The organism is Microbacterium sp. P03 (genome assembly GCF_043556235.1).
Classification (GTDB): Bacteria; Actinomycetota; Actinomycetes; order Actinomycetales; family Microbacteriaceae; genus Microbacterium.
Genome location: NZ_JBIGIM010000001.1, coordinates 154,018 through 180,557, shown reverse-complemented (window position 1 = coordinate 180,557; position 26,540 = coordinate 154,018). Strand labels below are relative to the sequence as shown.

25 protein-coding genes are annotated in these 26,540 nt (G+C 70.2%); 4 read left to right on the top strand and 21 right to left on the bottom strand.

Annotation, left to right across the window (positions count from 1 at the left end):
- A complete protein-coding gene (locus ACFXOO_RS00750) occupies positions 1 to 846 on the top strand; it encodes an NAD-dependent epimerase/dehydratase family protein (protein WP_394562474.1) in 846 nt (281 codons plus the stop codon).
- An 18-nt stretch (positions 847 to 864) separates the two neighbouring features.
- Here the strand turns inward: ACFXOO_RS00750 and ACFXOO_RS00745 are convergent, their stop codons facing one another.
- From ACFXOO_RS00745 to ACFXOO_RS00725, 5 genes are all read right to left on the bottom strand, one after another.
- The gene (locus tag ACFXOO_RS00745) at positions 865 to 1,884 is read right to left on the bottom strand and encodes a LacI family DNA-binding transcriptional regulator (protein WP_394562473.1); all 1,020 of its coding nucleotides are present in this window, start codon (positions 1,882 to 1,884) and stop codon (positions 865 to 867) included.
- Between the two features lie 100 nt (positions 1,885 to 1,984).
- Entirely contained in the window at positions 1,985 to 3,010 is a 1,026-nt protein-coding gene (yjfF, locus tag ACFXOO_RS00740; RefSeq protein ID WP_378843643.1) for a galactofuranose ABC transporter, permease protein YjfF, read from the bottom strand.
- Entirely contained in the window at positions 3,007 to 4,062 is a 1,056-nt protein-coding gene (locus ACFXOO_RS00735; protein ID WP_378843641.1) for an ABC transporter permease, read from the bottom strand. Before ACFXOO_RS00735 ends, yjfF begins: the two co-directional genes overlap by 4 nt.
- Positions 4,059 to 5,675: a sugar ABC transporter ATP-binding protein gene (locus ACFXOO_RS00730; RefSeq protein WP_378843639.1), complete on the bottom strand. Its 1,617-nt coding sequence runs from the start codon at positions 5,673 to 5,675 to the stop codon at positions 4,059 to 4,061. The genes ACFXOO_RS00735 and ACFXOO_RS00730 overlap by 4 nt, the downstream gene beginning before the upstream one ends.
- 128 nt (positions 5,676 to 5,803) lie before the next feature.
- On the bottom strand, positions 5,804 to 6,793 hold the full coding sequence (locus ACFXOO_RS00725; protein ID WP_378843612.1) for an ABC transporter substrate-binding protein: 990 nt from the start codon (positions 6,791 to 6,793) through the stop codon (positions 5,804 to 5,806).
- A gap of 385 nt (positions 6,794 to 7,178) precedes the next feature.
- On the opposite strand from ACFXOO_RS00725, the gene ACFXOO_RS00720 reads away from it, so the two are divergent.
- On the top strand, positions 7,179 to 7,610 hold the full coding sequence (locus ACFXOO_RS00720; RefSeq protein WP_378852347.1) for a glucose-6-phosphate dehydrogenase: 432 nt from the start codon (positions 7,179 to 7,181) through the stop codon (positions 7,608 to 7,610).
- Between the two features lie 18 nt (positions 7,611 to 7,628).
- Here the strand turns inward: ACFXOO_RS00720 and ACFXOO_RS00715 are convergent, their stop codons facing one another.
- From ACFXOO_RS00715 to ACFXOO_RS00690, 6 genes are all read right to left on the bottom strand, one after another.
- Entirely contained in the window at positions 7,629 to 8,246 is a 618-nt protein-coding gene (locus ACFXOO_RS00715) for a DUF1992 domain-containing protein (protein ID WP_394562472.1), read from the bottom strand.
- A gap of 13 nt (positions 8,247 to 8,259) precedes the next feature.
- A complete protein-coding gene (locus tag ACFXOO_RS00710) occupies positions 8,260 to 9,090 on the bottom strand; it encodes an SDR family NAD(P)-dependent oxidoreductase (RefSeq protein WP_378843606.1) in 831 nt (276 codons plus the stop codon).
- A gap of 63 nt (positions 9,091 to 9,153) precedes the next feature.
- Entirely contained in the window at positions 9,154 to 9,615 is a 462-nt protein-coding gene (locus ACFXOO_RS00705) for an SRPBCC domain-containing protein (RefSeq protein ID WP_378843604.1), read from the bottom strand.
- 85 nt (positions 9,616 to 9,700) lie between these two features.
- Complete coding sequence (locus tag ACFXOO_RS00700; RefSeq protein ID WP_394562470.1) at positions 9,701 to 11,881, bottom strand: RecQ family ATP-dependent DNA helicase; 2,181 nt, start codon at positions 11,879 to 11,881, stop codon at positions 9,701 to 9,703.
- A 443-nt stretch (positions 11,882 to 12,324) separates the two neighbouring features.
- Positions 12,325 to 13,464, bottom strand: coding sequence for a Gfo/Idh/MocA family protein (locus tag ACFXOO_RS00695; RefSeq protein ID WP_394562468.1), 1,140 nt, complete (start codon positions 13,462 to 13,464; stop codon positions 12,325 to 12,327).
- The gene (locus tag ACFXOO_RS00690; RefSeq protein WP_378843598.1) at positions 13,464 to 14,270 is read right to left on the bottom strand and encodes a sugar phosphate isomerase/epimerase family protein; all 807 of its coding nucleotides are present in this window, start codon (positions 14,268 to 14,270) and stop codon (positions 13,464 to 13,466) included. Before ACFXOO_RS00690 ends, ACFXOO_RS00695 begins: the two co-directional genes overlap by 1 nt.
- 101 nt (positions 14,271 to 14,371) lie before the next feature.
- Between ACFXOO_RS00690 and ACFXOO_RS00685 the strand changes: the two genes are divergently transcribed.
- Positions 14,372 to 14,989, top strand: coding sequence for a TetR/AcrR family transcriptional regulator (locus ACFXOO_RS00685; protein WP_394562466.1), 618 nt, complete (start codon positions 14,372 to 14,374; stop codon positions 14,987 to 14,989).
- Positions 14,990 to 15,005: 16 nt separating this feature from the next.
- Here ACFXOO_RS00685 and ACFXOO_RS00680 read toward each other — a convergent pair whose 3' ends face one another.
- On the bottom strand, positions 15,006 to 16,733 hold the full coding sequence (locus ACFXOO_RS00680) for a DEAD/DEAH box helicase (protein ID WP_378843594.1): 1,728 nt from the start codon (positions 16,731 to 16,733) through the stop codon (positions 15,006 to 15,008).
- Between the two features lie 75 nt (positions 16,734 to 16,808).
- On the bottom strand, positions 16,809 to 17,864 hold the full coding sequence (gnd, locus tag ACFXOO_RS00675; RefSeq protein ID WP_378843592.1) for a phosphogluconate dehydrogenase (NAD(+)-dependent, decarboxylating): 1,056 nt from the start codon (positions 17,862 to 17,864) through the stop codon (positions 16,809 to 16,811).
- A 236-nt stretch (positions 17,865 to 18,100) separates the two neighbouring features.
- Between gnd and ACFXOO_RS00670 the strand changes: the two genes are divergently transcribed.
- Positions 18,101 to 18,274: a CsbD family protein gene (locus ACFXOO_RS00670; protein ID WP_378843590.1), complete on the top strand. Its 174-nt coding sequence runs from the start codon at positions 18,101 to 18,103 to the stop codon at positions 18,272 to 18,274.
- 73 nt (positions 18,275 to 18,347) lie between these two features.
- Here the strand turns inward: ACFXOO_RS00670 and ACFXOO_RS00665 are convergent, their stop codons facing one another.
- The 8 genes from ACFXOO_RS00665 to ACFXOO_RS00630 all read right to left on the bottom strand — a co-directional run bounded on the left by ACFXOO_RS00665 (position 18,348) and on the right by ACFXOO_RS00630 (position 26,454).
- Complete coding sequence (locus ACFXOO_RS00665; protein ID WP_394562465.1) at positions 18,348 to 19,121, bottom strand: glycosyltransferase; 774 nt, start codon at positions 19,119 to 19,121, stop codon at positions 18,348 to 18,350.
- Positions 19,118 to 20,536: a PIG-L family deacetylase gene (locus tag ACFXOO_RS00660; protein WP_394562464.1), complete on the bottom strand. Its 1,419-nt coding sequence runs from the start codon at positions 20,534 to 20,536 to the stop codon at positions 19,118 to 19,120. The genes ACFXOO_RS00665 and ACFXOO_RS00660 overlap by 4 nt, the downstream gene beginning before the upstream one ends.
- Entirely contained in the window at positions 20,533 to 21,618 is a 1,086-nt protein-coding gene (locus ACFXOO_RS00655) for an acyl-CoA dehydrogenase (protein WP_394562463.1), read from the bottom strand. The genes ACFXOO_RS00660 and ACFXOO_RS00655 overlap by 4 nt, the downstream gene beginning before the upstream one ends.
- A gap of 86 nt (positions 21,619 to 21,704) precedes the next feature.
- Complete coding sequence (locus tag ACFXOO_RS00650) at positions 21,705 to 22,199, bottom strand: MarR family winged helix-turn-helix transcriptional regulator (protein WP_378843582.1); 495 nt, start codon at positions 22,197 to 22,199, stop codon at positions 21,705 to 21,707.
- Between the two features lie 69 nt (positions 22,200 to 22,268).
- Positions 22,269 to 22,667, bottom strand: coding sequence for a PPOX class F420-dependent oxidoreductase (locus ACFXOO_RS00645; RefSeq protein WP_394562461.1), 399 nt, complete (start codon positions 22,665 to 22,667; stop codon positions 22,269 to 22,271).
- A 26-nt stretch (positions 22,668 to 22,693) separates the two neighbouring features.
- Entirely contained in the window at positions 22,694 to 23,659 is a 966-nt protein-coding gene (locus ACFXOO_RS00640; protein ID WP_394562459.1) for an LLM class F420-dependent oxidoreductase, read from the bottom strand.
- 139 nt (positions 23,660 to 23,798) lie between these two features.
- Positions 23,799 to 24,908 (bottom strand): PIG-L deacetylase family protein, encoded by a 1,110-nt coding sequence (locus tag ACFXOO_RS00635; RefSeq protein WP_378843576.1) that lies wholly within the window; start codon positions 24,906 to 24,908, stop codon positions 23,799 to 23,801.
- Between the two features lie 217 nt (positions 24,909 to 25,125).
- A complete protein-coding gene (locus tag ACFXOO_RS00630; RefSeq protein ID WP_378843574.1) occupies positions 25,126 to 26,454 on the bottom strand; it encodes a flavin monoamine oxidase family protein in 1,329 nt (442 codons plus the stop codon).
- Positions 26,455 to 26,540 lie beyond the last annotated feature (86 nt).

Sequence of the window (26,540 nt, the reverse complement as noted above, 5' to 3'; positions counted from 1 at the left end):
ATGCGCATCGCCCTCACCGGATCATCAGGAAAACTCGGCACCGTCGTCGCCCGCGAACTGCGGGCGTCCGGCCACGAGGTCATCGGTCTCGACGTGATCGGCACGCGGTCCGCCGACTTCGTGCAGGTCGACCTCACCGACTACGGGCAGGTGGTGGACGCCCTCACCGCCGTCAACGACACGCACGACGGGTTCGATGCCCTCGTGCATCTCGGAGCGATCCCGGCTCCCGGCATCCGTCCCGACGTCGCCACGTTCCACAACAACATGCCGGCGACCTTCAACGTGTTCTGGGCGGCCATCCGCCTCGGCATCCGCAAGATCGTCTACGCGTCGAGCGAGACGGTGCTCGGCCTCCCGTTCGACGTACCGCCGCCCTACATCCCGGTCGACGAGGAGTACCCCGCGCGGCCGGAGAGCGTGTATTCGCTCGTCAAGCACCTCGAAGAGACCATGGCGATCGAGCTCGTGCGCTGGCACCCGGATGTCTCGATCACCGCGCTCCGCTTCTCGAACGTGATGGTGCCCGAGGACTACGCGGAATTCCCGTCGTTCGACGCCGACGCGCGTGCCCGCAAGTGGAATCTCTGGGGCTACATCGACGCTCGCGACGGCGCGCAGGCGATCGCGCGCGCTCTCGAGGTGGCGCCCCCCGGGTTCGCACGGTTCATCATCGCGGCGGCCGACACGGTCATGTCGCGTCCGAACGCCGAGCTGATCGCCGAGGTCTTCCCCGAAGTGCCCGTCAAGGCCGGCGTCGGCGAGCACGAGACCCTGCTGTCGATCGACAAGGCCCGCCGGCTGCTCGGTTTCGATCCGCAGCACTCCTGGCGCGACGAGGTCTGATCCCCCGCGGTCGCCGCGTCAGACCGCGCGCGTGCTGCCGCGCACGACGAGCCGAGGCGGACGCGGCGCGGGCGGGACGGCTCCCGCCTGCTCGTCCTGCAGAAGGGCGAGCACCGCGATCATGGCGTCGCGCCCGAGGGCGACGAAGTCCTGACGGATCGTGGTCAGCGGCGGCGAGAAGTGCGCCGCCTCGGGGATGTCGTCGAACCCGATGACGCTCACATCCTGCGGCACGCGCACGCCCGCGGCACCCAGCGCATGCAGCAGCCCCAGCGCCATCTGGTCGTTCGCGACGAAGACCGCACCCGGCACACCGTGCTCCAGCAGCGCCTCGCCGGCGGCGAACCCCGCGTCGGGTGTCCAATCCCCCCGGGTGTGCTCCCCGATGGGCAGTCCCTCTTCGATCAGCCGGTCCCGCCACCCCCGCAGACGCTCTTCGGCATCCATGGATCCTGCGGGGCCGCCGATGTGACGGATGTCGCGGTGACCGAGCTCGATGAGGTGCGAGACCGCGGTGCGGGCGCCGCCGTACTGGTCGATGGTCACCCGCAGCGCGCGTCCGCGCGACTCCGACGCCACCGCGACCAGCGGCACACCCAGCTCCCACCCGTCGAACGCATCGAGTGCCGAGCGCTCCGCGGCGATGAGCACGATGGCCTCGACGTTCTGCCGGATCAGCAGCTCCGCCGCCGACCGCAGACTCGGGCCCGCAGCATCCGCGATACTCGTCGTGATCACGGCGTACCCGGCGTCCCGCGCCGACTCGTTGATCGTCAGCACGATGCTCGAGGGCCCGTAGTCGGGCAGGCCTGTCGCCACGACGCCGATCGTGCGCGAGCGGCGGGTGACCAGCGCCCGTGCCGCCTGCGACGGCACGTAGCGCAGCTGCCGGATCGCCTGCTCGACCCGCTCCCGCGTCGCGGGACGGACGTTGGGAAGGTCGTTCAGCACCCGCGAGACGGTCTGATGCGAGACTCCCGCGAGGCGTGCGACGTCGAAGATCGTCGCTCCCCGCGTGCGGTCGCCGTTGCTGCTCACCTGCCCCGCCGCATCCCCCCGCGCGCGCCGGTGCGCGCCTGATCACCCATTATCACGGCATCCGGTGCGGGGTCCGAGTGGACCACGCCCGCATCGGTCCTCATCGCCGGCGCGCGGTGAGCACCCGCTGCAGGAGGATGAAGACGAGCAGCAGCGCGCCGATGAAGATCTTCGTCCACCACGACGACAGCGTTCCTTCGAACGTGATGATCGTCTGGATGATGCCGAGCACCAGCACTCCGAGGACGGATCCGAGCACGAAGCCGTACCCGCCCGCGAGGAGGGTGCCGCCGATCACGACCGCGGCGATGGCATCGAGTTCGGTGCCGATCGCGGTGAGCGGATACCCCGACAGCGTGTAGAAGGTGAACAGGATTCCGGCGAGCCCCGAGCAGAATCCGCTGATCACGTAGACGAGCACCTTCGTGCGTGCCACGGGAAGCCCCATCAGCATTCCGCTCTGCTCGCCGCCTCCGATCGCGTAGACCGTGCGGCCGAGTCGCGTCTGGTGCAGCACCCACACCGCGACCGCCACGACCACGACCACGATGATGACGCTCGGGGTGATCGAGAGGCCGCCGCCGAGGGGGATGCGTGTGACGGCGAGCGCGATGAACCCCGGATCGGTGATCGAGATCGAGTTCTGGCTGATCACGTAGCACAGGCCGCGCGCGAGGAACATCGCGGCGAGCGTCGCGATGAAGGGCTGGACCTTGAAGTAGTGGATCATCAGACCGACGAGCAGGCCGAGCACGCTCGTGCAGATCAGGATGATGGGGATCACCGCCGCGGGCGCCCACCCAGCCTGCAGCAGGCTCGCCGCGATCATCGTCGAGAGGGCCACGACCGCACCCACCGATAGGTCGATGCCGCCGGTCAGGATCACGAACGTCATCCCGACGGCGAGCACGATGAGGTAGGCGTTGTCGACGAACAGGTTCAGGAACACCTGACCGGTGAGGAAGCCGCGGTAGCGGACGCCGCCGCCGATGAACACGACCAGGAAGAGGATGGCGGTCACCAGGACCGGACCGTACTTCGGACTCGTGAACGTGTCGCGGATGCCCGCGCCGATGCGCTGCAGCGGGGTCGCGGGCGTCCGCGGGGAGAATGCGCCGGCGCTCATGCCGCCACCACCTCTTCCTTCTTCTTTCCGGCTCGCAGGGCGAGCTTGCGACGGAACGAGGCGAGCGCGTCGTTCGTCGTCGGCGACTGCAGCAGGCACACGATCGTGACGACCGCGGCCTTGAACACCATCGTCGCGATCGGCGGGATGCCCACGGTGTAGACCGTTGTGACGAGGGTCTGGATCACGAGCGCGCCCACCAGGGTGCCGGCCAGCGAGTATCGCCCGCCGGCCAGCGACGTGCCGCCGATCACGACGGCGAGGATCGCGTCGAGCTCGATGAAGAGGCCCGTGTTGTTGGCGTCGGCGGCCATCGTGTTGGCGGTGAGGATGAGTCCCGCCACCGCGGCGCAGACCGCGGCGAAGGTGTAGACGGCGAACAGCAGGCCCCGCGCGCGCACGCCCGCCTGACGGCTCGCCTCCGGGTTGATGCCGACGGCCTCGATGAGCATGCCGAGCGCCGTACGCCGGGTGAGGACGGCGGCCACGAGGAAGATGAATGCGGCGATGAAGACCGCGATCGGCACCCCGAGCCAGAACCCGGCGCCCAGTGACTTGAACGGCGGGCTGTTCACCGTGAGGATCTGACCCTCGGTGATGAGCATGGCGATGCCGCGCCCGGCTGTCATGAGGATCAGGGTGGCGATGATCGGCTGGATCCCGAAGACCGAGACGAGGAATCCGTTCCACAACCCGCAGACGAGACCCACCGCCAGCGCCACCACGATCGCCACGGCGACCGTACCGGGATTGGTGGGGTCGGACGATCCCAGCAGGATGCTGCAGGCCACGGCTCCGGAGATCGCGCAGACCGCACCCACGGAGAGGTCGATCCCCCGGGTCGCGATCACCAGCGTCATGCCGACCGCGACGATCAAGGTGGGAGCGCCGTTGCGCAGGATGTCGATCAGGCTGCCGTAGAGGTTGCCGTCGCGGATGGTGATCGAGAAGAACCCGGGGAAGGCCAGCACGTTGATGAGGAACAGTGCGAGCAGCATGACAATCGGCCAGAAAAGGCGACTGGCGAAGGTGCGGGCGAGGACGGTGCTCATGAGGGGGCTCCGGGTCGGTCGTCGGCGGATGGAGATGACACGAGGGTGCCGGCAGGCGCGTCGTCGGCCCCACCGTCGGCGATGAGGGCGAGCAGGCTGTCGACGCTGAGGTCGTCGTTGTCGAGGTCGGCGACTTTCTGCCGGTCGCGCATCACGACGATGCGGTGGCTCAGGCGCAGCACCTCCTCGAGCTCGGCGCTGATGTAGACGACGCTCATGCCGTTCTCGGCCAGGCTGAAGACCAGCTTCTGGATCTCGGCTTTCGCACCGATGTCGATGCCGCGGGTCGGTTCGTCGAGGATCAGCAGTCGCGGGGCGACAGCCAGCCAGCGCGCGAGCAGCACTTTCTGCTGGTTGCCGCCCGAGAGGTTCCGCACGATCGCATCGGGGTTCGCCGGGCGGATGTTCAGCGCCTGAATGTAGCTCTGGGCCAGTTCGTCCTGCCGCTTCTTCGGGATCGGGCGGAACCAGCCCCGGTCGGCCTGCAGGGCGAGCACGATGTTGTCGCGCACCGTCAGCTCGTCGACGATGCCCTCGGAGCGCCGGTTCTCGCTCGAGAAGGCGATCCGACGCGTGAGCGCCTGACGCGGGGTCCTCAGCCGCGTGGGCTTGCCGGCGAGCGTCAACTGGCCGCCGTCGGACCGGTCGATGCCGCCCAGCAGCCGCGCGACCTCGGTGCGGCCCGAACCGAGCAGGCCCGCGAAGCCGACGATCTCGCCCTCGTGGATGGTGATGTCCACCGGCGACACCGACCCGCGACGACCGATGCCCCGCGCGCGGACGAAGACCGTGGCATCCGCTCCCTCGGCCTCGGCCTCCTGCACGCGCTGCTCGAGATCTTCCAGGGTTGTGAGCTCCTTGCCGATCATCTTCTGCACGAGGTCGATACGCAGGAGATCGGGCGTGAGGTACTCCCCGACGAAGCGCCCGTTGCGGAAGACGGTGAGACGGTCGGCGATCTCGTACACCTGATCGAGGAAGTGCGACACGAAGAGGATCGCCACGCCGTCGTCCTTGAGCGAGCGGATGATGCGGAAGAGCTCGGCGACTTCGTCGGCGTCGAGGCTCGACGTCGGTTCGTCGAGGATGAGCACGCGCGCGTCGATGTTGATCGCGCGCGCGATCGCGATGAGCTGCTGAATGGCCAGCGAGTGCGAGCCGAGGAGCGAACCGGGGTCGACGTCCAGACCGAGCCCCTCGAGGACCGTCTTGGCGGTCCTGCGCATGCGGCGACCGTCGATGGCCCCGAATCGACGCGGTTCGCGGCCCAGCATGATGTTCTCGGCGACCGACAGGTTCGGCAGGAGGTTCACCTCCTGGTAGACGGTGCTGATGCCGGCGTTCTGCGCATCCGCCGGACCGCGGAACGACACGGGCGCGCCGTCGAGCACGATCGATCCCGAGTCGATCTGGTACACCCCGGTGAGCGCCTTGATCAGCGTGGACTTGCCCGCGCCGTTCTCCCCCATCAGCGAATGGACCTCGCCGGGGAACATACGGAACGAGACGCCGTCGAGCGCCTTCACACCGGGGAAGCTGATCGAGACGTCGGTCATCTCCACGACCGGACGAGGGTGGGCGGCGGGCGCGGCAGGCCGGGTGAGCTCAGTCATCCTGTGTTCTCCGTCGAACGAGGCGGGCGGTGTGTGTCGAGCGTAGAGGTGGGGTGCGCGACCGGCGCGCACCCCACCAGGGTCAAGCGGACGTCGGGCGGGCGGATGCCGCGGCATCCGCTCGTCCGTCAGTACTGGCGGTCCGGCAGAGCCGCGACGGCCTGCTCCTGAGTGAACGTCGTCTCCTCCGTCACGATGCGCTTCTCCACCGTGCCGCCGTCGTTCAGCGTCTTGATGATGTCGACCAGCTGGGCACCGAGGAGCGGCGAGCACTCGACGATGAAGTTGATCTTGCCGTCGGCCAGGGCCTGCATGCCGTCCTTGACCGCGTCCACCGTGACGATCTTGATGTCCTGTCCCGGCACGAGACCGGCGGCCTCGATCGCCTCGATCGCGCCCAGGCCCATGTCGTCGTTGTGTGCGTAGACCAGGTCGATGTCGGGGTTGGACTTCAGCATCGCCTCCATGACCTGCTTGCCGCCGGCGCGGGTGAAGTCGCCGGTCTGGCTCGCGATGACCTTCAGGTTCGGGTTCTCCGTGATGGTCTCGGCGAAGCCTTCGGCGCGGTCGATCGCGGGCGCGGCGCCGGTCGTGCCCTCGAGCTGGACGATGTTGACGGGCGCGCTGGCGTCCTTGTACTCGTCGAGCACCCAGGCGCCGGCTTTCTTCCCCTCCTCGATGAAGTCCGAGCCGAGGAAGGAGACGTACAGCGAGTCATCGGCGGAGTCCACGGCCCGGTCGGTGAGGATCACCGGGATGTTCGCGGCCTTGGCCTCGTTCAGGACGGCGTCCCAGCCGGTCTCGACGACGGGCGAGAACGCGATGTAGTCGACGCCCTGCTGGATGTAGGACCGGATCGCCTTGATCTGATTCTCCTGCTTCTGCTGTGCGTCCGAGAACTTGAGCTCGATGTCGGCCTCGGAGAACGCGGCCTGGATGTCCTTCGTGTTGGCGGTGCGCCACCCGGACTCCGCGCCGACCTGGGCGAACCCGACGACGAGTTCGTCGAGCGCCTTCGGACCCGAGCTCGCCCCGGCGCCGGCGTCTGCGCCGCCGGCGCATCCCGCGAGTCCGATCAGCAGTGCGCCGACCGCCGCGACCGAGATGATCTTCTTCATTGCATGAACCTCCGTGTTCGTTCCGGGTAGGCGCTTCTCTGCGCTCCTGGTGCCTGGCCGCCATGGCCGTGATCAGGATGTTAGCGCTCACTGTTAGCGCTCACAAGCAGGTGGGAGCCGCCGCTCTGCAACATTCCGGTAACGGATGTGAGCGCGAACATCGGTCGAGCGCCGATCGCGCTCGCACCCTCTCCCGACCGCGTGCGCTGTCACCGGCCAGGGTCGGGACACGCCGTGCGACATGGCCGGCGCGCGGCGTGTCGCGTCCACCGATGGACGCCGCGGGTCGAGCGGAGGTCCGACGGGGTCCTGCGGGCGAGTACCGTGGAGAGTGCGATGCCCGAGCGATCCGTACGCGCGGGCGAGCGCACCAGGAGGGCACGCCATGAAGATCGTCTCCACATCCGATTGGCGCGACACGATCGCGTTCGAGACACCCGTGAGTGTCGCTGACCTGGCCCCCGGGGAGGCCACCCGCTGTTCCGTGTGCGGGAGCGACTCCGAGCCCCGTGAGCGCGACGAGCTCTGGGCCGTCAAGCACCGCCATCCGAAGCAGCACGGCGGCTTCGTCCGCTTCTACTGCGCCGACCACCTGCCCGAACCGGTCGCCGCCCCCGCGCCCGCCGCCGCGCCGGTGGCCCGGGCCCGCACAGCCGGCAGCCGTCCCCCGGCGCGCACGCCGGGAAGCTCCGAGCGCCGCGAACCCTCCGGGCGCAAGCCCCCCGTCCCCGACCACGAGCGCGCCGTGTGCCCCGACTGCTGGGTCGAGGTCAGTGCGACCGGCGAGTGCGGAATGTGCGGTCGGCAGACCGCCTGAACCCCTCCCGGTCCTCGGTCACCGAGGTCGGCGTGCGCGCGTCCACCCGGGCAGTCGCCGACGCGGTGTCGCTATGACGTCGACATCGGATCGTGCCCGAGTCGCAGCATCCCGCCGCTCGTTCCATTCCCGCACCCGCTCGTCCACGTCGACCGTCGGCGTCACGACGGGCGGCCCTCCGAGCAGCTGCCGCCGTGCCTCGATCACTCGGCGGTTGAAGTCCTCCAGGTGGTCGCGCACTTCCGCCTCCGAGCGCCACTGATCGATCCGCGCGTCCAGGCCGGCGTACTCGGTGCGCAGGGTGAGGGCGGGGGGACCGAGCCCCGTGAGCCCCTCCCTCTCGATCTTGCGACGCAGCCACCAGTCCGGGTCATGGGACGATCCCAGGCCGGGCAGCGGCTTGCCGGCACCCGCCAGGTTGTCGAACTCGCCCCGGCGGACGGCCTGCTGGATCGCCGTCTCGACGTACGCCGCGTGCTCCTCAGCCGAGAAGCTGCGCTCCGCGGAGGCGGGGCGAGGCGGATCGGATGCGGCACCGTCGGGCGCCGCATGTTCTGCACCCGTCGCATCCTGCGCCGCGGCACGACCCTGGCGGTAGCGCGCCGCCGCCTCGCGCGGGTCCTGAGCCTCCTGCATGATCCCGGCCGGGTCAGCCGATCTCGAGCATCTCGGCGGAGCGGTTCCAGAGCTGACGGACCAGCGCGGCATCCGACGCCATCCGGTGGGCACGGGCGCGTTTGCGGTCGACGAAGTATTCACCCGACGGGTAGTCGACGCCGGGCGCATGCTCGGCGAGGTAGACGAGGGTGTCAGCCCCCTTCTCCACCGGCGCGAGGAAGCGCTGCGCGATCTTCGACTGGTAGACGGCAGCCATCGCCGAACCCGGGTCGCCCGAGAAGTTGGATCCGATCACTCCGGGGTGGAAGGCCGTCGAGGTGACGCCCTCGTCGCGGTAACGGCGGTCGAGCTCCTTCGCGAACATCACCTGCGCGAGCTTCGCATTGCCGTAAGCACGGCGGGCGTCGTAGTTCCGCCGGGCATCGAGGTCGTCGAGGTCGAGCTTCGAGAACAGTCGGCCGGCCGCGCTCGAGGTGTTGATCACCGTGCCGCCCGCGGCCACGAGGTTGTCGTGGAGCAGATGGGTGAGCAGGAACGGAGCCAGGTAGTTCACCTGGAACGTCATCTCGTGCCCGTCTTCGGTCTCGGCGCGTTCGCTGGCGAAGATGCCGCCGGCGTTGTTCGCGAGCACGTCGATCTGCGGATGCCGCGACGCCAGCTCATCGGCGAGGCGTCGGACGTCGTCGAGGTCGGAGAAGTCCGCGAGATGCGACTCGGCGCCGATCTCATCCGCGACGGCCTTGGTCTTCGGGGCGGAGCGCCCGACCACGACCACCTCATGGCCCTTGCTCGACAGCTCGCGCGCCGCCGCTGCCCCGATTCCGTCGCTGGCTCCCGTGATGACGATCGTGCGTGTGCTCATGATCGTCAACTCTGCCACGCCTGGGAGGACGCAGGACCGCGTCCGAGGCCGGTGGCGATCGAGTCAGCCGTGGACGGCGGTCTGACCGAGATGCTCCACCAGTTGGTCGAGGGCACTGTCCCACCCGTCGTAGAACTCGTCGTCCCCGCTCACCCCGTCGACGCCGCGCAGATCGAACGTCAGGCGGGTCAGCTCGCCGAGGTCATCGATGGTCACCGTGACGATGGGGGTGTCGTCCGGGTCGGCCGACGGGTCGCCCCACGTGAACACCAGGCGTCGCAGCGGCTCCACCTCCCGATAGACGCCGCCCGTGGGGTACTCCTCGCCGTCGGTCTCGTTCACCATCGTGTACGCGTACTCTCCTCCGACCCGCGCGTCGATGCGGACGGATTCCCGCGGCGTGACCAGATCACGCGGATGCCACCACTGGGCGGCCTCGTCGGCATCGGTCCACGCTTTCCAGACCTCTTCGGGGGTGGTGTCGAGCACACGCGTCAGCGTGAACCCCTTCGTCGTGTCGATCATCTGCGACTCCTCACGTCGCGGTGAACGCTAGGCGGCGGATCGACGCGGGTCAACCCCCGCGGCTCGCGCGAACGGGCGTCCTCGATCAGCCGTTCAGCGCGAGGGCGAAGGGAAGCACGGCGGAAGCGCCCGCCCGCCGGAGCTCGCGGGCGGCGACCGTGAACGTCCAGCGGCTGTCGGCGAGGTCGTCGATCAGCAGAACGGGTCCGCCCGGGACGTCGAGGCCCGACGCGTCGAAGCGGTCCCAGAGCCCGGCGAGTCGGTAGACGCTGTTGCCGCCTGGTCCGCCGCTCGGGCCGCCGTTGCGCGTACCGAGCGTACCGAGGTAGGGCAGTCTGCCCGCACTCGCAAGGCCTCGGGCGACCGACTCGATCAGCTGCGGGCGCCCGCGCGACGGCATCGCCACGACGGCCACGGGTCGGTGCTCCCACGACCAGTCGGCGAGCACCCGCACGGCGGCGTCCAAGAGTGCGGGGCTGATCGGCGCGTCTGTGACAGGCTGCGCGAAGAGCGTGCGCAGAGCCCCTCCCCAGCCGAGATCGCTCAGCCGGGACAACGCACGTCCCTCCTCGTACCGCTCGTCGGCGGCGATGCGACCCTTGGCGGGCACGCCCTGACGGTCGGCTCCGACGGGCCACTGCGCCCGCGGCTCGATGGGCACGCCGACCCGCGCAAGAGCGCCGGCCGCAGCATCCGTCGCCTCGGACGCGACGCCGGAGTCGAACCACGCGCCGGCGCAGTTGTCACAGCGGCCGCACCGCGCCGCGGTCGGATCGTCCAGCGTGCGCTGGAGGAACTCCATGCGGCAGTCGTCTGTGCGCTCGTAGTCGAGCATGTGCTGCTGCTCGGCCCGTCGAGCCTCGGCGATGCGCTCGTACCGCTCGGCGTCGTAGGTCCACGCGACGCCGGTGGACACCCACCCGCCCTGCACTTTTCGCACCGCGCCGTCGACGTCGAGCACCTTGAGCAGCAGCTCGAGGGGTGTGCGTCGGATGTCTACGAGGGCCTCGAGCGCCGGCGTCGAGATCGGCCGATCGCCCAGTTCGGCGATGACGCGCTCGGCGCGCTCCTGCGTCGGCATCGATGCGGTCGCGAAGTACCGCCAGATGTCGGGGTCCTCCGGACCGGGCAGCAGCAGCACGTCCGCGTTCGCGGTGGCACGACCCGCACGGCCGACCTGCTGGTAGTAGGCGACGGGCGAGGACGGTGCGCCGAGGTGCACGACGAACCCGAGGTCGGGTTTGTCGAACCCCATGCCGAGCGCGCTGGTGGCCACCAGCGCCTTCACCTCGTTGGCCTTGAGCATCGCCTCCGATTCCTCCCGCTCCGCCGGGTCGGTCCTGCCCGTGTAGGCGCGCACCTCGTGGCCCGCCTCACGCAGGAGGCGGGCCGTGTCTTCGGCACCCGACACGGTGAGGCTGTAGATGATCCCCGATCCGGGCAGGTCGCCGAGGTGTGTCAGCAGCCAGGCGAGGCGGGCGCGGGCATCGGAGAGGCGCAGCACGCCCAGTCGGAGGGATGCCCGGGCCAGCGGGCCCCGGATCGTGACCACCTCCGCGTCGAGGTCGGGATCACCTCCACGCGTCGCGGCATCCGTCGTCCCACTCCCCCGGCCGAGCTGCTCGGCGATGTCGGTGACCACGCGGCTGTTGGCCGTCGCAGTGGTCGCGAGGATCGGCACGCCGGTCGGCATCTGGGCGATGAGGTCGCCGAGGCGTCGGTAGTCGGGGCGGAAGTCGTGCCCCCAGTCGCTGATGCAGTGGGCCTCGTCGACCACCAGCATCCCCATGCGGTCCACCAGGTCGGGAAGCTGCTGATCGCGGAACGCGGGGTTGTTCAGACGTTCCGGAGAGAGCAGGAGCACGTCGACCTCGTCGCGCTCGAGCGCCGCGCGCACGTCTTCCCACTCGTGGGCGTTCGTGGAGTTGATCGCGACGGCGCGCACACCCGCCCGCTGGGCGGCCGAGATCTGGTCACGCATGAGGGCGAGCAGCGGCGAGACGAGTACCGTCGGGCCTGCCCCGCGCCGCCGCAGCAGCAGGGTGGCCACGAAGTAGACCGCAGACTTGCCCCATCCCGTCCGCTGCACCACCAGCGCGCGGCGACGCCCGTCGACCAGGGTCGCGATGGCCTCGAACTGTCCCTCGTGGAAGTCCACGTCGTCGCGGCCGACGAGCGTGCGGAGCGTCGCTAGTGCCGCACCGCGGGTGCCGGTCTCGGCCGGATCGGACGTCGCGGGTACGGGCGGGGCGGCGTCGGGGTTCACCCCTCGAGTCTCTCAGGATGCACCGACACGCGGCCCGACGACGGAAGCCGGGCTCCCGCCCCGCGGTACGCGACGCCCGCCGCGCCGCGCGGGTGTTCCTCGCGCGACCGCGCGCGGCGTGTTCCGTTGCTCGCGCACCGCGCGCGACGTGTTCCGTTCCTCGCGCGACCGCGAACGGTCACGACGCGCCGCGGCTCACCGACCGGGCACGCGCCGAACGGCATGTCGCGACCGCTCGCGCCACGTCGGAACGCCACGAGGCGCTGCGGATGCCTCGCACGACCGCGCGCGACGGTTCCCCGCGCCACCGCGAACGGTCACGACACGCCGCGGCTCACCGACCCGAGCACGCGCCGAACGGCATGTCGCGACCGCTCGCGGCGCGTCCGAGCGTCGGAACGCCACGCCCCGCCGCACCGCCACGCGGCGCCGCGGCGCCAGCCTCAGATCGTGCGCGCGAACGGGTCGAAGTCCGCCGAGACCGAACCGACGGCCGCGACCGTGCTCCCGACCTCCACGAACGCGCCCGAGACCACCGACTCCTCGATCGACAGGAGCGTGTCGAGCACGTGGTACCCCAGCTCGCCGCTCGCCACGTGGGGCCGACCCTCACGGATCGCGCGCGCCATGTCGAGCAGCCCGAGACCACGGCCGACCGTGACCCCGTCCTGCTCGACCTCGATCCACTCCTGCACGTTGGTCGCCGGCGGGACCTCGATCTTCTCGAGCGGACGGACGAACGCGATGCGTCCACCGAACGTGTTCGGGTCGGGGATGACGAGCGTCCCCTCGGTGCCGTTGATCTCGAACACGCCGTGGCGCCGGAGCGCCGAGTCGGTGCTGTACAGGCTCTGCGCCTGGCCGCCCTGCTCGAACCGGGTGAGCACCGACACGGTGGAGGGGATCTCGACGGGGAACTCCTGACCCGCGAGCTCGCCGACCTGCACGCGCCGGGTCGGCGTCGCCGACAGCCCGAGAGCGGCGACCGCGCCGACGGGTCCGAAGATGTGCACCAGCGCCGAGACGTAGTACGGCCCCATGTCGAGCAGCGGACCGGCACCGCGGGCGTAGAGGAACGCGGGGTTCGGGTGGAAGAGCTCCGGGCCCTGCCACTGGAACGAGGTCTGCGCGAACAGCGGGCGACCGATGTCGCCGCGCGCGATCGCGCGCTTGGCCGACTGCACGCCGGGACCGAGCACGGTGTCGGGCGCGATGCCCACCCGAAGGCCCGCGGCCGCTGCCTGCGCGAGGAGCGCGCGCGAGCTGTCGCGGTCGACGCCGATCGGCTTCTCGCTCCAGACGTGCTTTCCCGCTGCGATCGCCGCCGAAGAGACCTCGACGTGGGCCGCCGGGATCGTCAGGTTGACGACGATCTCGACGTCGGGATCATCGAGCACCGATTGCACGCTCCCCCCGGCCGGAACACCGTGCTTCGCGGCCTGCGCGCGTGCACGATCCTCGTCGAGGTCGCCGACGGCGACCACCCTGATGTCGGGGAAGGACGAGAGGTTCTCGAGATAGGTGTCGCTGATGTTCCCGGCTCCGATGAAGCCGACGCCGACGGCATCCGATGTCGTGGCCATCAGCGGGTCGCCTGAGCTTCGAGGAATGCGCGGCTCTGACCGATCGCGTCATAGATGTCGCCGTCGTAGGCGTCGAACTCGACGACGGCGTATTCGACGGCGGATGCTGCGGCCAGCGCGTCCGCGAGGGGGACGCTCCCCTGTCCGGCCGGCACCTGATCGGCCGGCGGGTAGGCGGCCAGGAGCTCGGGGGCGAGGGTGCCGTCCTTGACGTGGACGGCCTTCACCCGGTCGCCGAGGCGGCCGAGGAGCGCGGGCACATCGACTCCGGCGCGGGCGGCCCAGTACAGGTCGACCTCCAGAGCGACGTCGGCGTCGAGCAGCTCTGCGAGCACTTCGAGACCCGTGCGGCCGTCGATCGTCGCCTCGAGCTCGTGAGCGTGGTTGTGGTACCCGACGCGCAGGCCACGGGCGCGGGCGGAGGCCGCCGCGGCGTTGAGGAGCCGCGCGGTCTGTTCGATCTGCTCGCGCGTCTCCCATCGGGCGGGCGCCGTGTAGGGGTCGATGACGAGGTTCATGCCCAGCGTCTCGGCTGCCGTGAACACCTCGTCGTGGCTGGGGACCGGGACGGTCGAGCCCGAACCGTCCGGGTTCACGAACGATTCCGACGCGAGGAAGGCGTGGCCGGTGGGCGCCGCGAACCCGTACTTCGAGAACACCGCGGCGAGGGCGTCGGCACGGCGGACGAAGTCGTAGGGTTCGACGGAGGTGAATCCGGCGTCGGCGATCTTGGCGAGCGTGCCGTCCATGTCGGCCTCGAGGGCGGCGTTGACGGTGAACAGCTGGACCGATGTGGTGGGCTGCATGATGTTCTTCTTCCTGGTCTCCGTTGACGGGCGATGCCGTGACGGTCCGACGCTACCAGAAGAAACCTCCACGCGGAGCTTTTGCTGAGTACAGTGGTCCCATGCCCAGAGACGCGAACGACACCGACCGCGAACGCGCGCGCGGCACGTACGCCAAGGGCATCGCCCGCCGGCAGGAGATCCTCGACCGCGCGATCGAGGTCTTCGCGGCCCGCGGCGCCGAGAAGACGTCCCTGCGGGCCATCGCCGAGCGCATCGGCGTCTCGCACGCCGCCCTGACGCACTACTTCTCATCGCGCGAGCAGCTGCTCGTAGAGGTCTACCGCGAAGCCGCGAAACGCGAGGATGACCACGAGGCCACCCTCCGCGACCTCTCCCCCGTGGAGATGATGGCCGTCTCGGCCGAACGCAACCGTGAGGTGCCGGGCCTGGTGCAGCTCTACTCGACCCTCGTCGCGTCGGCCATCGAGGACGGGCATCCGGCGGCGACCGAGTTCGCCCGCGAGCGCTTCGCCGATCTCCGGGACACGCTCGCGACACAGATCGCCGACCGTCAGGAGCGCGGTCTCATGCGCCGCGACGTCGATCCGCACGCCATCGCCGCGCTCGTCATCGCGGCCTCCGACGGCCTGCAGATCCAATGGCTGCTGGACGCCGACGCCCCGCAGGACGAAGCGCTGGCCATGCTGTCACGGATGCTGGAGCCTCCGCGCTGCTGACGAAGGGCTCCCCCGTTCAGTAGCGCGGACGATCCTCGCGCTTCGCGGAGCGGGCGCCCCGGTCGAGCTGCATCTCGATCAGCTTGCCGCTGATGCGGGTGTTCTCCAGCCGCTTGAGAGTGGCCGCCGGGAGGTCTGCCGGCAGCTCGACGAGCGAGAAGTCGGGGCGGATCTGGATCGCGCCGAAGTCCTCCCGGCGCAGACCGCCCTCGTTGGCGAGCGCACCGACGATCTGGCGCGGCTCGACTTTGTGCCGACGGCCCACCGCGATCTTGTACGTCGTCATCGACCCGCCGCCGGCGCGGGGACGACGCTCAGCCCGCTCGCCGCCCGAGCGCCCGCCGTCGCGGTCACCGCGATCAGCGCGCGGGAGCGAGATCTCCTCGACCTCTTCGAACAGCTTCTGGTCGCCCTGCGCGACGACGGCGAGCGCGGCGGCGACATCCACATCGGGGACGTCGTGGTGCGCCACGTAGTGCGCGACGACATCGCGGAACTGGCTGATCTGAGCGGGGTCGGCGAGCGCCGCGGTGATCGCGTCGTCGAAGCGGGTCAAGCGCGTCGCGGTGACGTCGTCGACGCTCGGCAGCTTCATCTCGGTGAGCGGCTGGCGGGTGGCCTTCTCGATGGAGGTGAGCATGCGTCGCTCGCGCGGCGTGACGAAGCTGATGGCGGCACCCGACCGGCCGGCACGGCCGGTGCGGCCGATGCGGTGGACGTAGGACTCGGTGTCGATCGGCAGGTCGTAGTTGATGACGTGGCTGATCCGCTCGACATCGAGGCCACGCGCCGCGACGTCGGTTGCCACGAGGATGTCGAGTTTGCCCGATTTGAGCTGGTTGACCGTGCGCTCGCGCTGCACCTGCGGCACGTCGCCGTTGATCGCGGCGGCCGTGTAGCCGCGGGCGCGCAACTTCTCGGCCAGCGTCTCGGTCTCGTTCTTCGTACGCGTGAAGACGATCATGCCCTCGAAGTTCTCGACCTCGAGGATGCGCGTGAGGGCATCGACCTTCTGCGGGTACGACACCATCAGGTAGCGCTGCGTCGTGTTCGCCGAGGTCGTGGTCTTGTTCTTGACCGTGATCTCTTCGGGGTCGTGGAGGTACTGCGCCGAGATGCGCCGGATCTGCGCGGGCATCGTCGCTGAGAACAGGGCGACCTGCTTGTCGTCGGGCGTGTCCGCGAGGATCGTCTCGACGTCTTCGGCGAAGCCCATCTTGAGCATCTCGTCGGCCTCGTCGAGCACGAGGTATTTGAGCTCGGAGAGGTCGAGCGTCCCCTTGTCGAGGTGATCCATGATCCGGCCCGGGGTGCCGACGACGATGTGGACGCCGCGACGGAGCGCCGACAGCTGCTGGCCGTAGCCCTGCCCGCCGTAGACCGGCAGCACGTGCACCCCACGGAGGTGCGCCGAGTAGCTCTCGAACGCCTCGCACACCTGCAGCGCGAGTTCTCGCGTCGGTGCCAGCACCAGCGCCTGCGGGGTCTTCTGGGCGAGATCAAGACGCGACAGGATGGGCAGGGCGAACGCCGCGGTCTTGCCGGTGCCCGTCTGGGCGAGTCCGACGACGTCGCGCCCCTGGAGGAGCAGCGGGATCGTCGCGGCCTGGATCGCCGACGGCGTCTCGTACCCGACGTCCTTCAGCGCTTTGAGCACTCCGTCGTCGAGGCCCAGGTCTGAGAAGGTGAGCGTGGGCGGAGCATCCTGCGCCTCGAGGGTGTCGGAATCATGTGAAGAGGCCATGACGGCAACGTTAGTCGCCTCGGCTGTGCGACGTCGGTACGCCGGGAGCCGCGCGACGTCACCGTCGGGGCGGGGTCACTCGGACTCGGCCTTGCGACCGCCCGCCTCGAGCACATCGCCCGCGGGCAGCTCCTGGTGGCCGCCGAACTGCAGCCGCATCGCCGACAGCACCTGGTTGGCGAAGTGGTCCTCGCCGCGCGAGGCGAAACGCTCGAACAGGGAGGCAGCCAGCACCGGCACCGGAACCCCCACGTCGACCGCGGCCTTGACCGTCCAGCGCCCTTCACCCGAGTCCGACACCCGTCCGGCGAGGCCGTCGAGTGTGGGGTTCTCCTCGAGCGCGGCCGCAGCCAGATCCAGCAGCCAGGACGAGATGACCGATCCCCGGCGCCAGAGTTCGGTGACTTTCGGGGTGTCGATCGTGAACTGATAGAACTCCGGATCCTCTAGCGGGGCGACCTCCGCGGAGTGGTCGGCCTCGCGCACTCCGGCGTCGGCGTTGTCGAGCAGGTTGAGTCCCTCGGCGAGCGCCGCCATGATGCCGTATTCGATGCCGTTGTGCACCATCTTCACGAAGTGACCCGCGCCCGAGGGCCCGCAGTGCAGATAGCCCTGCTCCTCGGGGGCGTAGGAACCCGAACGACCGGGCGTGCGGTCGATCTCGCCCGGTCCGGGCGCGATCGTCTTGAGCACCGGCTCGATGATCTCGAACGCCTCGTCGGGGCCGCCCACCATCAGGCAGTACCCGCGGTCGAGTCCGAAGACACCGCCGCTGGTGCCCACGTCGACGTAGTGGATGCCGGTGCTCTTGAGCTTCGCCGCCCGGCGCACGTCGTCGCGATAGTTCGAGTTGCCGCCGTCGATGATGATGTCGCCCGGCTCGAGCACCTCGGCGACCTGGTCGACGACCATGCCGGTGAGTCCGGCGGGGATCATGAGCCAGACCACCCGGGGCGTCTGCAGCTTCGAGACGAAGTCCGCGATGCTGTCACCGCCGACCGCTCCCTCGTCGACCAGCGAGGCCACCGAGGCGGGGTTGACGTCGTACACGACGCACTCGTGTCCGTCGCGCATCAGTCGGCGCACGATGTTCGCGCCCATCCGGCCGAGGCCGACCATTCCCAGCTGCATCGCCACTCCCTACGTTCGGTGTCGAGGCGAGCCTACGCCGCGAAATGCGCAGTCCGATGGATGTGCACCGTGCGCAGCATCCGCGCATCGTTATGTCACAGAGGTCTGCGGCTGTCAATCCCATCCGATTGACAGGGTCGGTGCCGATAATGAGGAACGCGCGGGGTTGCACGAGCTTCTCCGGGCATCGGAAGGCGATGAGAACATCATCGCCGAGCCAACGGAAGGAGCTCACTATGGGCTTGGACGACAAGATCAAGAACGCCGCTGAAGACCTCGGCGGCAAGGTCAAAGAGGGTGCCGGCAAGGTCACCGGCAACGAGAAGCTCGAAGCGGAAGGCCAGACCGATCAGGTCGCGGCCGACGCGAAGAAGGCCGGCGAGAACGTGAAGGACGCGTTCAAGCACTGAGCCTGTGGAATGCCCGGTGCGGAGTCATCCGTGCCGGGCATTTCCGCGTCCGGGCGGCTCAGCCGCCTCGCGGTCAGCCCGCGCGCTCCTCGGCGTCGAGGAGCTCCTCAGCCCGCGGGGACGGGCTCGTCTCCGCGGAACCCGCCCCTCCGAAGTGGGCGGCCTGTTCGCGTACGAACGCCGCGTAGCCACCGGGCGTGCGTCCGAAGAGCCGCCCCGAGGTGAGGACCTCCGCTCGTCCTGACGCGGCGATGCGGGCGCCGCGGCGCCGGCAGCTCGCGACGAGCTGGGCGTCCTCGTGTTCGGTCACCGAAGCGAAGCCCCCCGCAGCAAGATATGTGGACGCGCGGATGCCGAGGTTCGCGCCGTGCACGTTGCCGACCCCGCGCCCTCCCGCGTGCGTTTCGATCCAGTGCTCCCGATGGGCCGCGGTGAGGTCGGCGAAATCGGGACGCACGGTTCCGAGGAAGACGTCGGCGCCCCGGTGCGCGGCGGCCAGCTGGGTCGTCAGCCACCCGGCCGGCACCTCGGAGTCACCGTCCGTGTGCGCCGTCCATATACTCTCCCGCGGGATGCCGCGGAGCGCCTGCAGCGCCGAGGCCGTGCCCACCGCCCGCGCCCGCCCGACGGCGTTCGCGGTGATGGGCAGACCGACGAGCCGGTGCGCACGTACGAGCGCCGGCGACTGGTCGGTGCAGTCGTCGAGCACGACGCGCACGATGACCTGCACCGACGGATCGACCTCGCGGACCGCGGCGCGGACGGCCAGCAGGCACCGGTGCAGAAGCGCCGCCTCATTGTGCACCGGGATCACGACGGCGACAGCCCGGATGACATCGGTGCTCATATCAGCCGCTCCCGTCGTGCGACCGAGACCGCCGGGCGGAACTCGAACACCTCGAGCACGAAGTCGCTCTCGAGATGGCGCACGCTCGCCTCCCACTCGGGCCGTGCCCGCAGCGACCGGTGGACGTCATCGCCGTTCTGCGGGTACGCCGCCACCGGATGCCGCCAGTGCACCGCCACGACACGGCCGTTCGCGCTCAAGGACGCGTGCATCCGATCGATGAGTTCGGCCAGACGGTCCGACGAGAGGTAGTACCCGACCTCCGACAGCACGATCGTGTCGAAGGAGCCCTCCGGCCAATCGCGCGGGACGGTCGCGAGCTCGACGCTGACGTGCGCGAGCGACGCGACACGCTCGCGGCAGCGGCGCACCGCGGCCTCCGCCGCATCCAGGGCGATGACGCTCGTCGCGCGCGCGGCGAGCTGCTCCGTGACCATTCCCGTCGAGCAGCCGATCTCCAGTGTCGCACCCAACTCGGGAGTGGGGAGGGCAGCGAGCAGGATGCTGCGCTTGCGCTCCTCGTACCATCGGGTCTCGAACCCCCAGGGGTCGTCCCCGTTGCGCGCGTAGAACTCGTCGAACCACGCGGCGTCGAGCGACGCGAGCGCCTCGACGTCGGTCTCCGCGATGAAGACCTCGGTCGCGCGCTCGAAGTGCGCCCGCATGCGGTCGTGGACGACCGCCTCGTCGCCCTTCGCAGCGGAGAGAGCCTGGACCTGGCTCGTGTGCAGCTGGATGGCCGCCGCTTTGACGCGACGTTCCTCGGGCGACAGCTCGACCGCGCGGGCCGCGAGCGACGGGAGGTCCGACGGCGCGCCCCAATGCCACAGCCAGATCGGGTAGCCGAAGGACGCGAGCCCGCGCGCCGCGCACGCGGCGACCACGATCTCGCCGGCGATGCGGTGGTCGCGATGCCCGTCGCCCGTCCAGGGCGCGACCACGACGATGTCGGACGCGACCCCGTGTCGGCCGCCCTCACCTCGGTCCGCGTCGTCGAATGAGGCTGCGAGCCCGTCGAGGATCCCGTCCATCGCGGTACGCAGCACGCCGGCGTGCTCGCGCAGCCCGCCGTCGGGCAGCCCCAGGAAGTGCAGGCGGGCGCCGGGCGCCACCAGGTCGACGGCGCGGACGACCTCGCCGCGCCGGTCGCGCGCGAGCGCGCCCGGCGTATGCGTCGGCGAGTCGGGGTGCGACGCCGCGCCGTCTGTCGCGACCACCACGGTGACGGTTCCGCCTGCCGCCCGGACCCTCTGCATCACGCCTGCGGCGCCGAGGGTCTCGTCGTCGGGGTGCGCCGCGACCACGACGAGGCTCTGCACGCTCTCGGGAAAGGGCCGCAACGCGACACCGCCGAGGTGCTCCGCCCACACCGTCTCGTCCGTGCCGGGGTCGAGGTGACTGAAGGCCGGGATCATGAGTTCTCCCCGGTCGGGGCCAAGAGACGACCCAGACGGGCTGCGTCACGCTCACCGTGATGCTGGCGCAGGTAGAGATGCAGGTCGGCGACCCGCCGCGGGTACGCGTCGGCTTCGACCAGCGGCGCCGGACCGAGCGCAGCATCCGCTTCTGTCAACACTGCGGTCACCGCCGCCGCCACGATGTTGCGCACGCGCGCGGCCAGCATCCTCGGGTCGGGCGCGTCGGCAGGGTCGGCAGCGCGGTCGACGAGAGCGGATGCCTCGCGCAGCGCGGCGCGGGCCGCCCACAGTGCCGCATCCGCACGACCCAGATGCGCGAACGCGAGCTGGTCGGCGCGCTCCGATGCGGCCGCCGACGCGAGCAGGTCGATGAACGGGAGAGCCGCGCCCCACCAGACGGCGGCGACCGAGATCCCGCCCCACGCGAAGCCGGGCCGCTGCAGGTACCACTCCGGGTCTCCCACGGCCACGGCCGGCGTGCCCGCGAAATCGACGGGGGCGCTGACCACCTGCGTCAACCCGCGCGGATGCCACGGACCCGCGTGCGTCGTCACCGTGGGATCGCTCAGGGCGACGGCGAACAGCCCTCGACGGCCGTCCTCGAGCGTGGCGGTCACGAGCGCGTGGGAGAGGAACCCCGCGAGCGAGCACCAGGCCTTGCGACCTTCGAGCCGCCAGGCGTCTCCGTCGGGCCTCGCCGTCAGTCGCGCGCCGGGCGCCTCGGCGGCGAAGACGCCCCACGATGATGAGGCGTCGGCCCGGATGGCCGCCACGCCCCGCGGATCGCGGTCGGCACGATGTGCGGCGCCCGCCTGCTGCAGGATCGACAGCGCATCCAGATGAGGTTCCAGCATGCGTCCGGCCGCGACGTCGAGGGCGGCGGTCGCGGCCAGCAGGTCCCACAACTCCGTGGTGCGGCCCGTCGCGATCGGAGGCGTGTCCTGGGCCACCTCGACGCACCAGCGCAGGGTCACCTCGACATCCACACCGAATCCGGGGACCGCACGTGCCGCATCGATGGCGGCCCGCACGAACGGGGTCGTGGGACCGAGCGAGTGAGTCCTGTGACTCCGAGTCATGAACGGCGACCTCCTACCGCGACGTTAACCGTCGGGGCGGGAGTGCGATCCGGGGTTGACAATCGCCGCCCGGGAACGCAGAAAGCTCAGTCGGTGGCGAGAGCTCGGAGCAGACGGACCAGTGCGGCGCGGTCGGCGGGCGTCAGACCGCTCAGCTCGGCGGCCTCACGGCGGACGAGCTCGGTCATGGCGGCATCGACGTGGGCAGCGCCCTCCGACGTCAGCCGGACCAGCACGCTCCGGCCGTCGTTCGGATTGGGCATGCGGGTGATGAACCGGCGCTCGGAGAGGTTGGTCAGCCGATTGGTCATCGCCGCGCTGCCGATCATCGTGAGGTCGACCAGCTGGGTCGCGGTGAGCTCGTGGGGCGGCTCCGCCCTGCCGAGGGCGGCCAGCACATCGAACTCCCACGAGGAGAGTCCCGCGGTGCGGAACGCCTCCGCCCGCAGTCGCGCGAGACGCAGTGATGCACGACGCAGCCGCGACATCACGTCCAGCGGCGTCAGGTCCACCTCGGGCAGCCGGCGCGACCAGGCGTCGATCAGAAGGTCGACTTCGTCATCGGGATACGCGGAGGCCACGAAACGACCGTACCGCGCCGACACGCTCCGGGACGCGGCATCCGCTCGACGCGCGCCGCGGGATCCGGTTCAGGACCGCTCGAGCAGCCCGGACGATCCGAGCACCTGCGCCGGCTCGAGGCGGATGACGACCCTCCGCGGGTTCACGCTCGGCTGCCGATAGCGCGCCGCGTACAGCTCCACGGCGCGAGCGACGGCGGCGGGCTCGCGTTCGATCGTGGCGTGGCCGGCGACCGTGAGCCACTGCGGTCCTGCGACCTGGCTGATCGTCGCGCGCGGGTCGCGCTCGATGTTCCGCACTTTCTGCGTCGCGTCGCTCGTGATGACCCGCAGGATGCCGTCGTCAACCGTGAACCCGACCGCGACCACGTGGATCAGACCGGACGGGCCGATCGTCGACAGGGTGGCGAGGTGGCGGTCGCGGACGAACTGCTCACCGTCGGAGGTGAGGCGCAGGATCGACGTCATGCGTCCATCCTCGCGCCTCGCCCGGCCTACAGGGCGCGGAGTCGTTCGAGGAGCGGACCGGCGGCTTCGGCGAGGAAGCGCGCCTGCGCCTCATCGCCGACCTGCACGATCGCGACGTCGGTGAAGCCGGCCTCGACGTACTCCTGCACAGCCTCGGCGATCTTGTCGAGATCGGGGCCGCAGGGCATCGACTCGGCCACGTCCTCCGGGCGCACGAACGCGCTCGCGCCGGCGAATCCCGCAGGAGTCGGCAGATCGGCGTTGACCGACCAGCCGCCGGCGAACCAGCGGAACTGATCGTGCGCGCGAGCGATGGCGGTCTTCTCGTCGGGGTCCCAGCTGATCGGGATCTGGCCGATCTTGCGCGAACCCGGGCCGTGCGTCTCGTTCCACCCCGTGATGAGGTCCGCGTCGGGTTCGACGGCGACGAGGTGGTCGGCGAGCGGGGCGAGCCTCTCGATCGACCGGTCGCCGGAGACGGCCACCCCGATCGGCACGGGGGTCTCGGGGACGTCCCAGATGCGCGCGGAATCGACGCGGAAGTACTCGCCCTCCCAGGTCGTCAACTCGCCCGTGTGCAGCTCTCGGATGATCTCGATCGCCTCCTGCAGCATGTCCTGACGCACCGCCACCGAGGGCCACCCCTCGCCGATGACGTGCTCGTTCAGGTTCTCGCCCGACCCCAGTCCGAGGATGAAACGGCCCTCCGACAGGATCTGGAGCGTCGCGGACTGCTGGGCCACGAGCGCAGGGTGGTACCGCATCGTGGGGCACGTGACGTACGTCATGAGCTCGACCTTCGAGGTGGCCTGCGCCACGGCGCCGAGAGTCACCCACGCGTTCGGCGCGTGTCCCTGGCTGGTCAGCCACGGTGAGAAGTGATCGCTCGAGACCTCGAAATCGTACCCGAGCTCCTCCGCGGCCACGGCGTACCGCACGAGCTCCCGCGGACCGCTCTGCTCCGTCATCAACGTGTACCCGAACCGTGCCATCGAAAGATCCTCTCGCCGAACTCCTGTGTCAGCAGTGTCGCCCCTGAGCTCGCCGGCGGGCAGGGACTTGACCGGCGGGGGCTGATCTGCAGAGACGTGCGGATGCTGCGCGCCCGGTGCTCGGAGAGGCCGGGCGCGCTCAGCCGGTGGGGAAGAGCTCGACCTCGGTCTTCGCGTAGTGCCGTTGGAGCATCGGGCCGAATCTGCTCTTGGTCAGGCACACGGTATCGGTTTCGCATTTCACGACCGAGTCCTGCGACGAGTACACGCGGAACGCCTCGATCTTCCGGGTGAGAGCGCCGCCGTCGACGTTGGGGGCGAGGTTCGCCGTCGGGTAGCCGATGACGTAGTGGACGGCGTCCGCGGGGTAGGAGATCTGATGCCAGGCCGCGCGGGTGATGGTGCCGGTCGCCGAGTGGTCGGGGTGGTCGCCCGTGGACCATTCCGTCGCCTCCACGGGAATACTCGTGTAGAGCGCGTTGGCGTGGTACGCGGTGATCAGCTCCCCCACGCTGGCGATCAGGGCGGGCAGCGTGATGGGCGCTCCCCCGCCCACCGGCGTGAGTGCCGCGATCTCGCCCGAGAGCAGCTCCGGCAGGCTCACGCCGCCGGTCGCGGGAAATCCGCGACCCGTCAGGTTGCCGTCGGGGAGACGCAGGAAGGTGATCGTCACATCGGGGTCGTTCTCGGGCGACCACTGGCTGGCGACCACGCCGGTCAGAAGGGTGACGCGCTTCTCGGCCCAGAACCCCTGCTGGCCCCGCATGGTGTTGTACGCCCGGAGGATGCCGAGCTCGCGGCCCTTCGCGTACGCGTCGCCCTTGCCGGCATCGGCCCCGGTCAGGAACACGGTGCGCACGCAGTTGCCGGCGTCGAAGGCTTCATCGAGCGCGGGGTTCATGAACAGCAGGTCGTCGTCGTAGTGCGCCCACACCGACATGGTCACCGGCGTCGCGCAGATGGTGTCTGCCGGCGACACCGGAGCGGGCGGAGGCGGCGGGGGTGGCGGAGGTGGGGGCGGCGGGGGCGGCGGAGGCGGTGGCGTGGGCACCTGGGTCACGTCCGGATGAGAGATCGTGCTGGCGCTCGGGCTCGGCGACCCGTCGGAGGAGGCGCCGGTCGCGGAAGTGCCCAGAAGCGCCACCGTGGCCGTACCCGCTCCCGCGAGGACCACGACCAGGCCCGCGATCAGCAGGATCGCCCGGTAGGGCCTTCGGCGCTTCGGTGCGCGCACGCTCGTCCGCGGCATCAGACCTCCCCCACGGCAATCTCGACGCTGAAGTCTCGCACAGATCACGGGCGGAGCCCGACATTTTAGGCGCGGAAGATACGGCAGGGGCCGGATCGACGATTTGATTTCGTGATCAGTCCGCCGGCGCGCCACCCGGGCGTTGCGACGCGTTCATCCGCATCTCAGCGGGGCGCGGTGGGCCGGCTCGCCGATCCCCTCCGGCAGTGGTCGGCTGTCAGCGAGGGGCCCAGAGCTGGTCGACGGCGATGTCGCGGCCGAGGATGCGAGAGGCCGCGCGATGGCCCGAGCACAGGGCGGCGGTGACCGTCGCCGGGTCGTCGGTCCAGGTCGCCTCACCCGCGATGTGCAGCACGTCGCCGATCGGGGTGGCGAGGATGTCGTGGTCGTCGGGCGTCGCCCCGACCACCATGTAGGCGTAGGACCCGCGTGCGTACGGGTCGTCCTGCCAGGACGTGATGTGGGCGTGAGTCGGCGTCTGCACCCTCCCGCCGTACAGACGGCGCAACTCGCCGAGGACCGAGTGCACGACCTGCTCCGCTCTCCATTCCCGGGTCTCGTGGGCGGCCGGCCCCGCCGCGAAGGTCAGCAGGGTCGGCACCCCGTCCAGCGCGGTCAGGTCGTACCAGGAGTGCCACCATGCGGCGGTCGGCCCCTGCTGACGGATCGCGTAGACGTCGTCATCCCAGAACTTCTTCGGAAATCGCAGGAACACCTTTTCGAAGGCATTCATCTCGAGTCGGGCTGCGGCGCCCGCCACGGGGTCGGGCAGAGGGGGGTCGATCACGAAGTCCGCGGACTTCAGCACCCCGATCGGCACCGTCACCACCCCGTGTCGGGCGATGAACTCGCCACGGTCGGTCGTGACCGACACGCCGTCGGGCGACCACTGCACGCGCGTGACGGCATGTTCGAGCCGGACGTCGACGCCGTCGGCGAGTCGCGCCGGGAGCTGGTCGTACCCCTCCGGGAAGACCACTTCGTCACCGTCGATGGAATCGTCGTCGAGTCCATGCGCATCGAGATCGGCGATCCACACGCCGTACTGCTCCTCGGACCGGTGCCGGAAATACTCCCGGGCCCGCTCGGTGCGCGCGTCATCCCACCCCTGGGCCGCGAGGGCCTCTTCGGTGACATCGAGATACGAGCTTCCGGGAGCCGACGCGGCGATCGCCCCGACGAGCGCGGCGTCCACGGCGTGGATGTCGGCGACGTAGCGCGCCGTCGCTGCGGCGTCCAGACGCTGCCCGGCCGGATCGTAGTAGGCGATCGGACGACTATCGGGCTGATACCCGCCGACGGTGAACTCCATCGTCGGAAGACCGAACGCGCGGGCAGCATCCGCCACCGGGCTGTCGTCGATTCCATGGATCCACGACGCACCCAGATCGGTGACCAGTCCGTCGGTGCGGTCGGTCCAGACCCGTCCGCCGATGCGATCCCGCGCCTCGAGCACGATGACCGATCGCCCCTCACCCGCAAGCAGGCGGGCGGCGGTCAAGCCCGCGACACCCGCGCCGACGATGATCGTGTCGACCTCGCTCATCGAGCACTCCTTCGCGTCGAGATGACGGTCGCAGTGCCGCCCGAGGTCAGCGTAACGGCCCGGCCGCGCCCCTCGCGCGCGGGCTT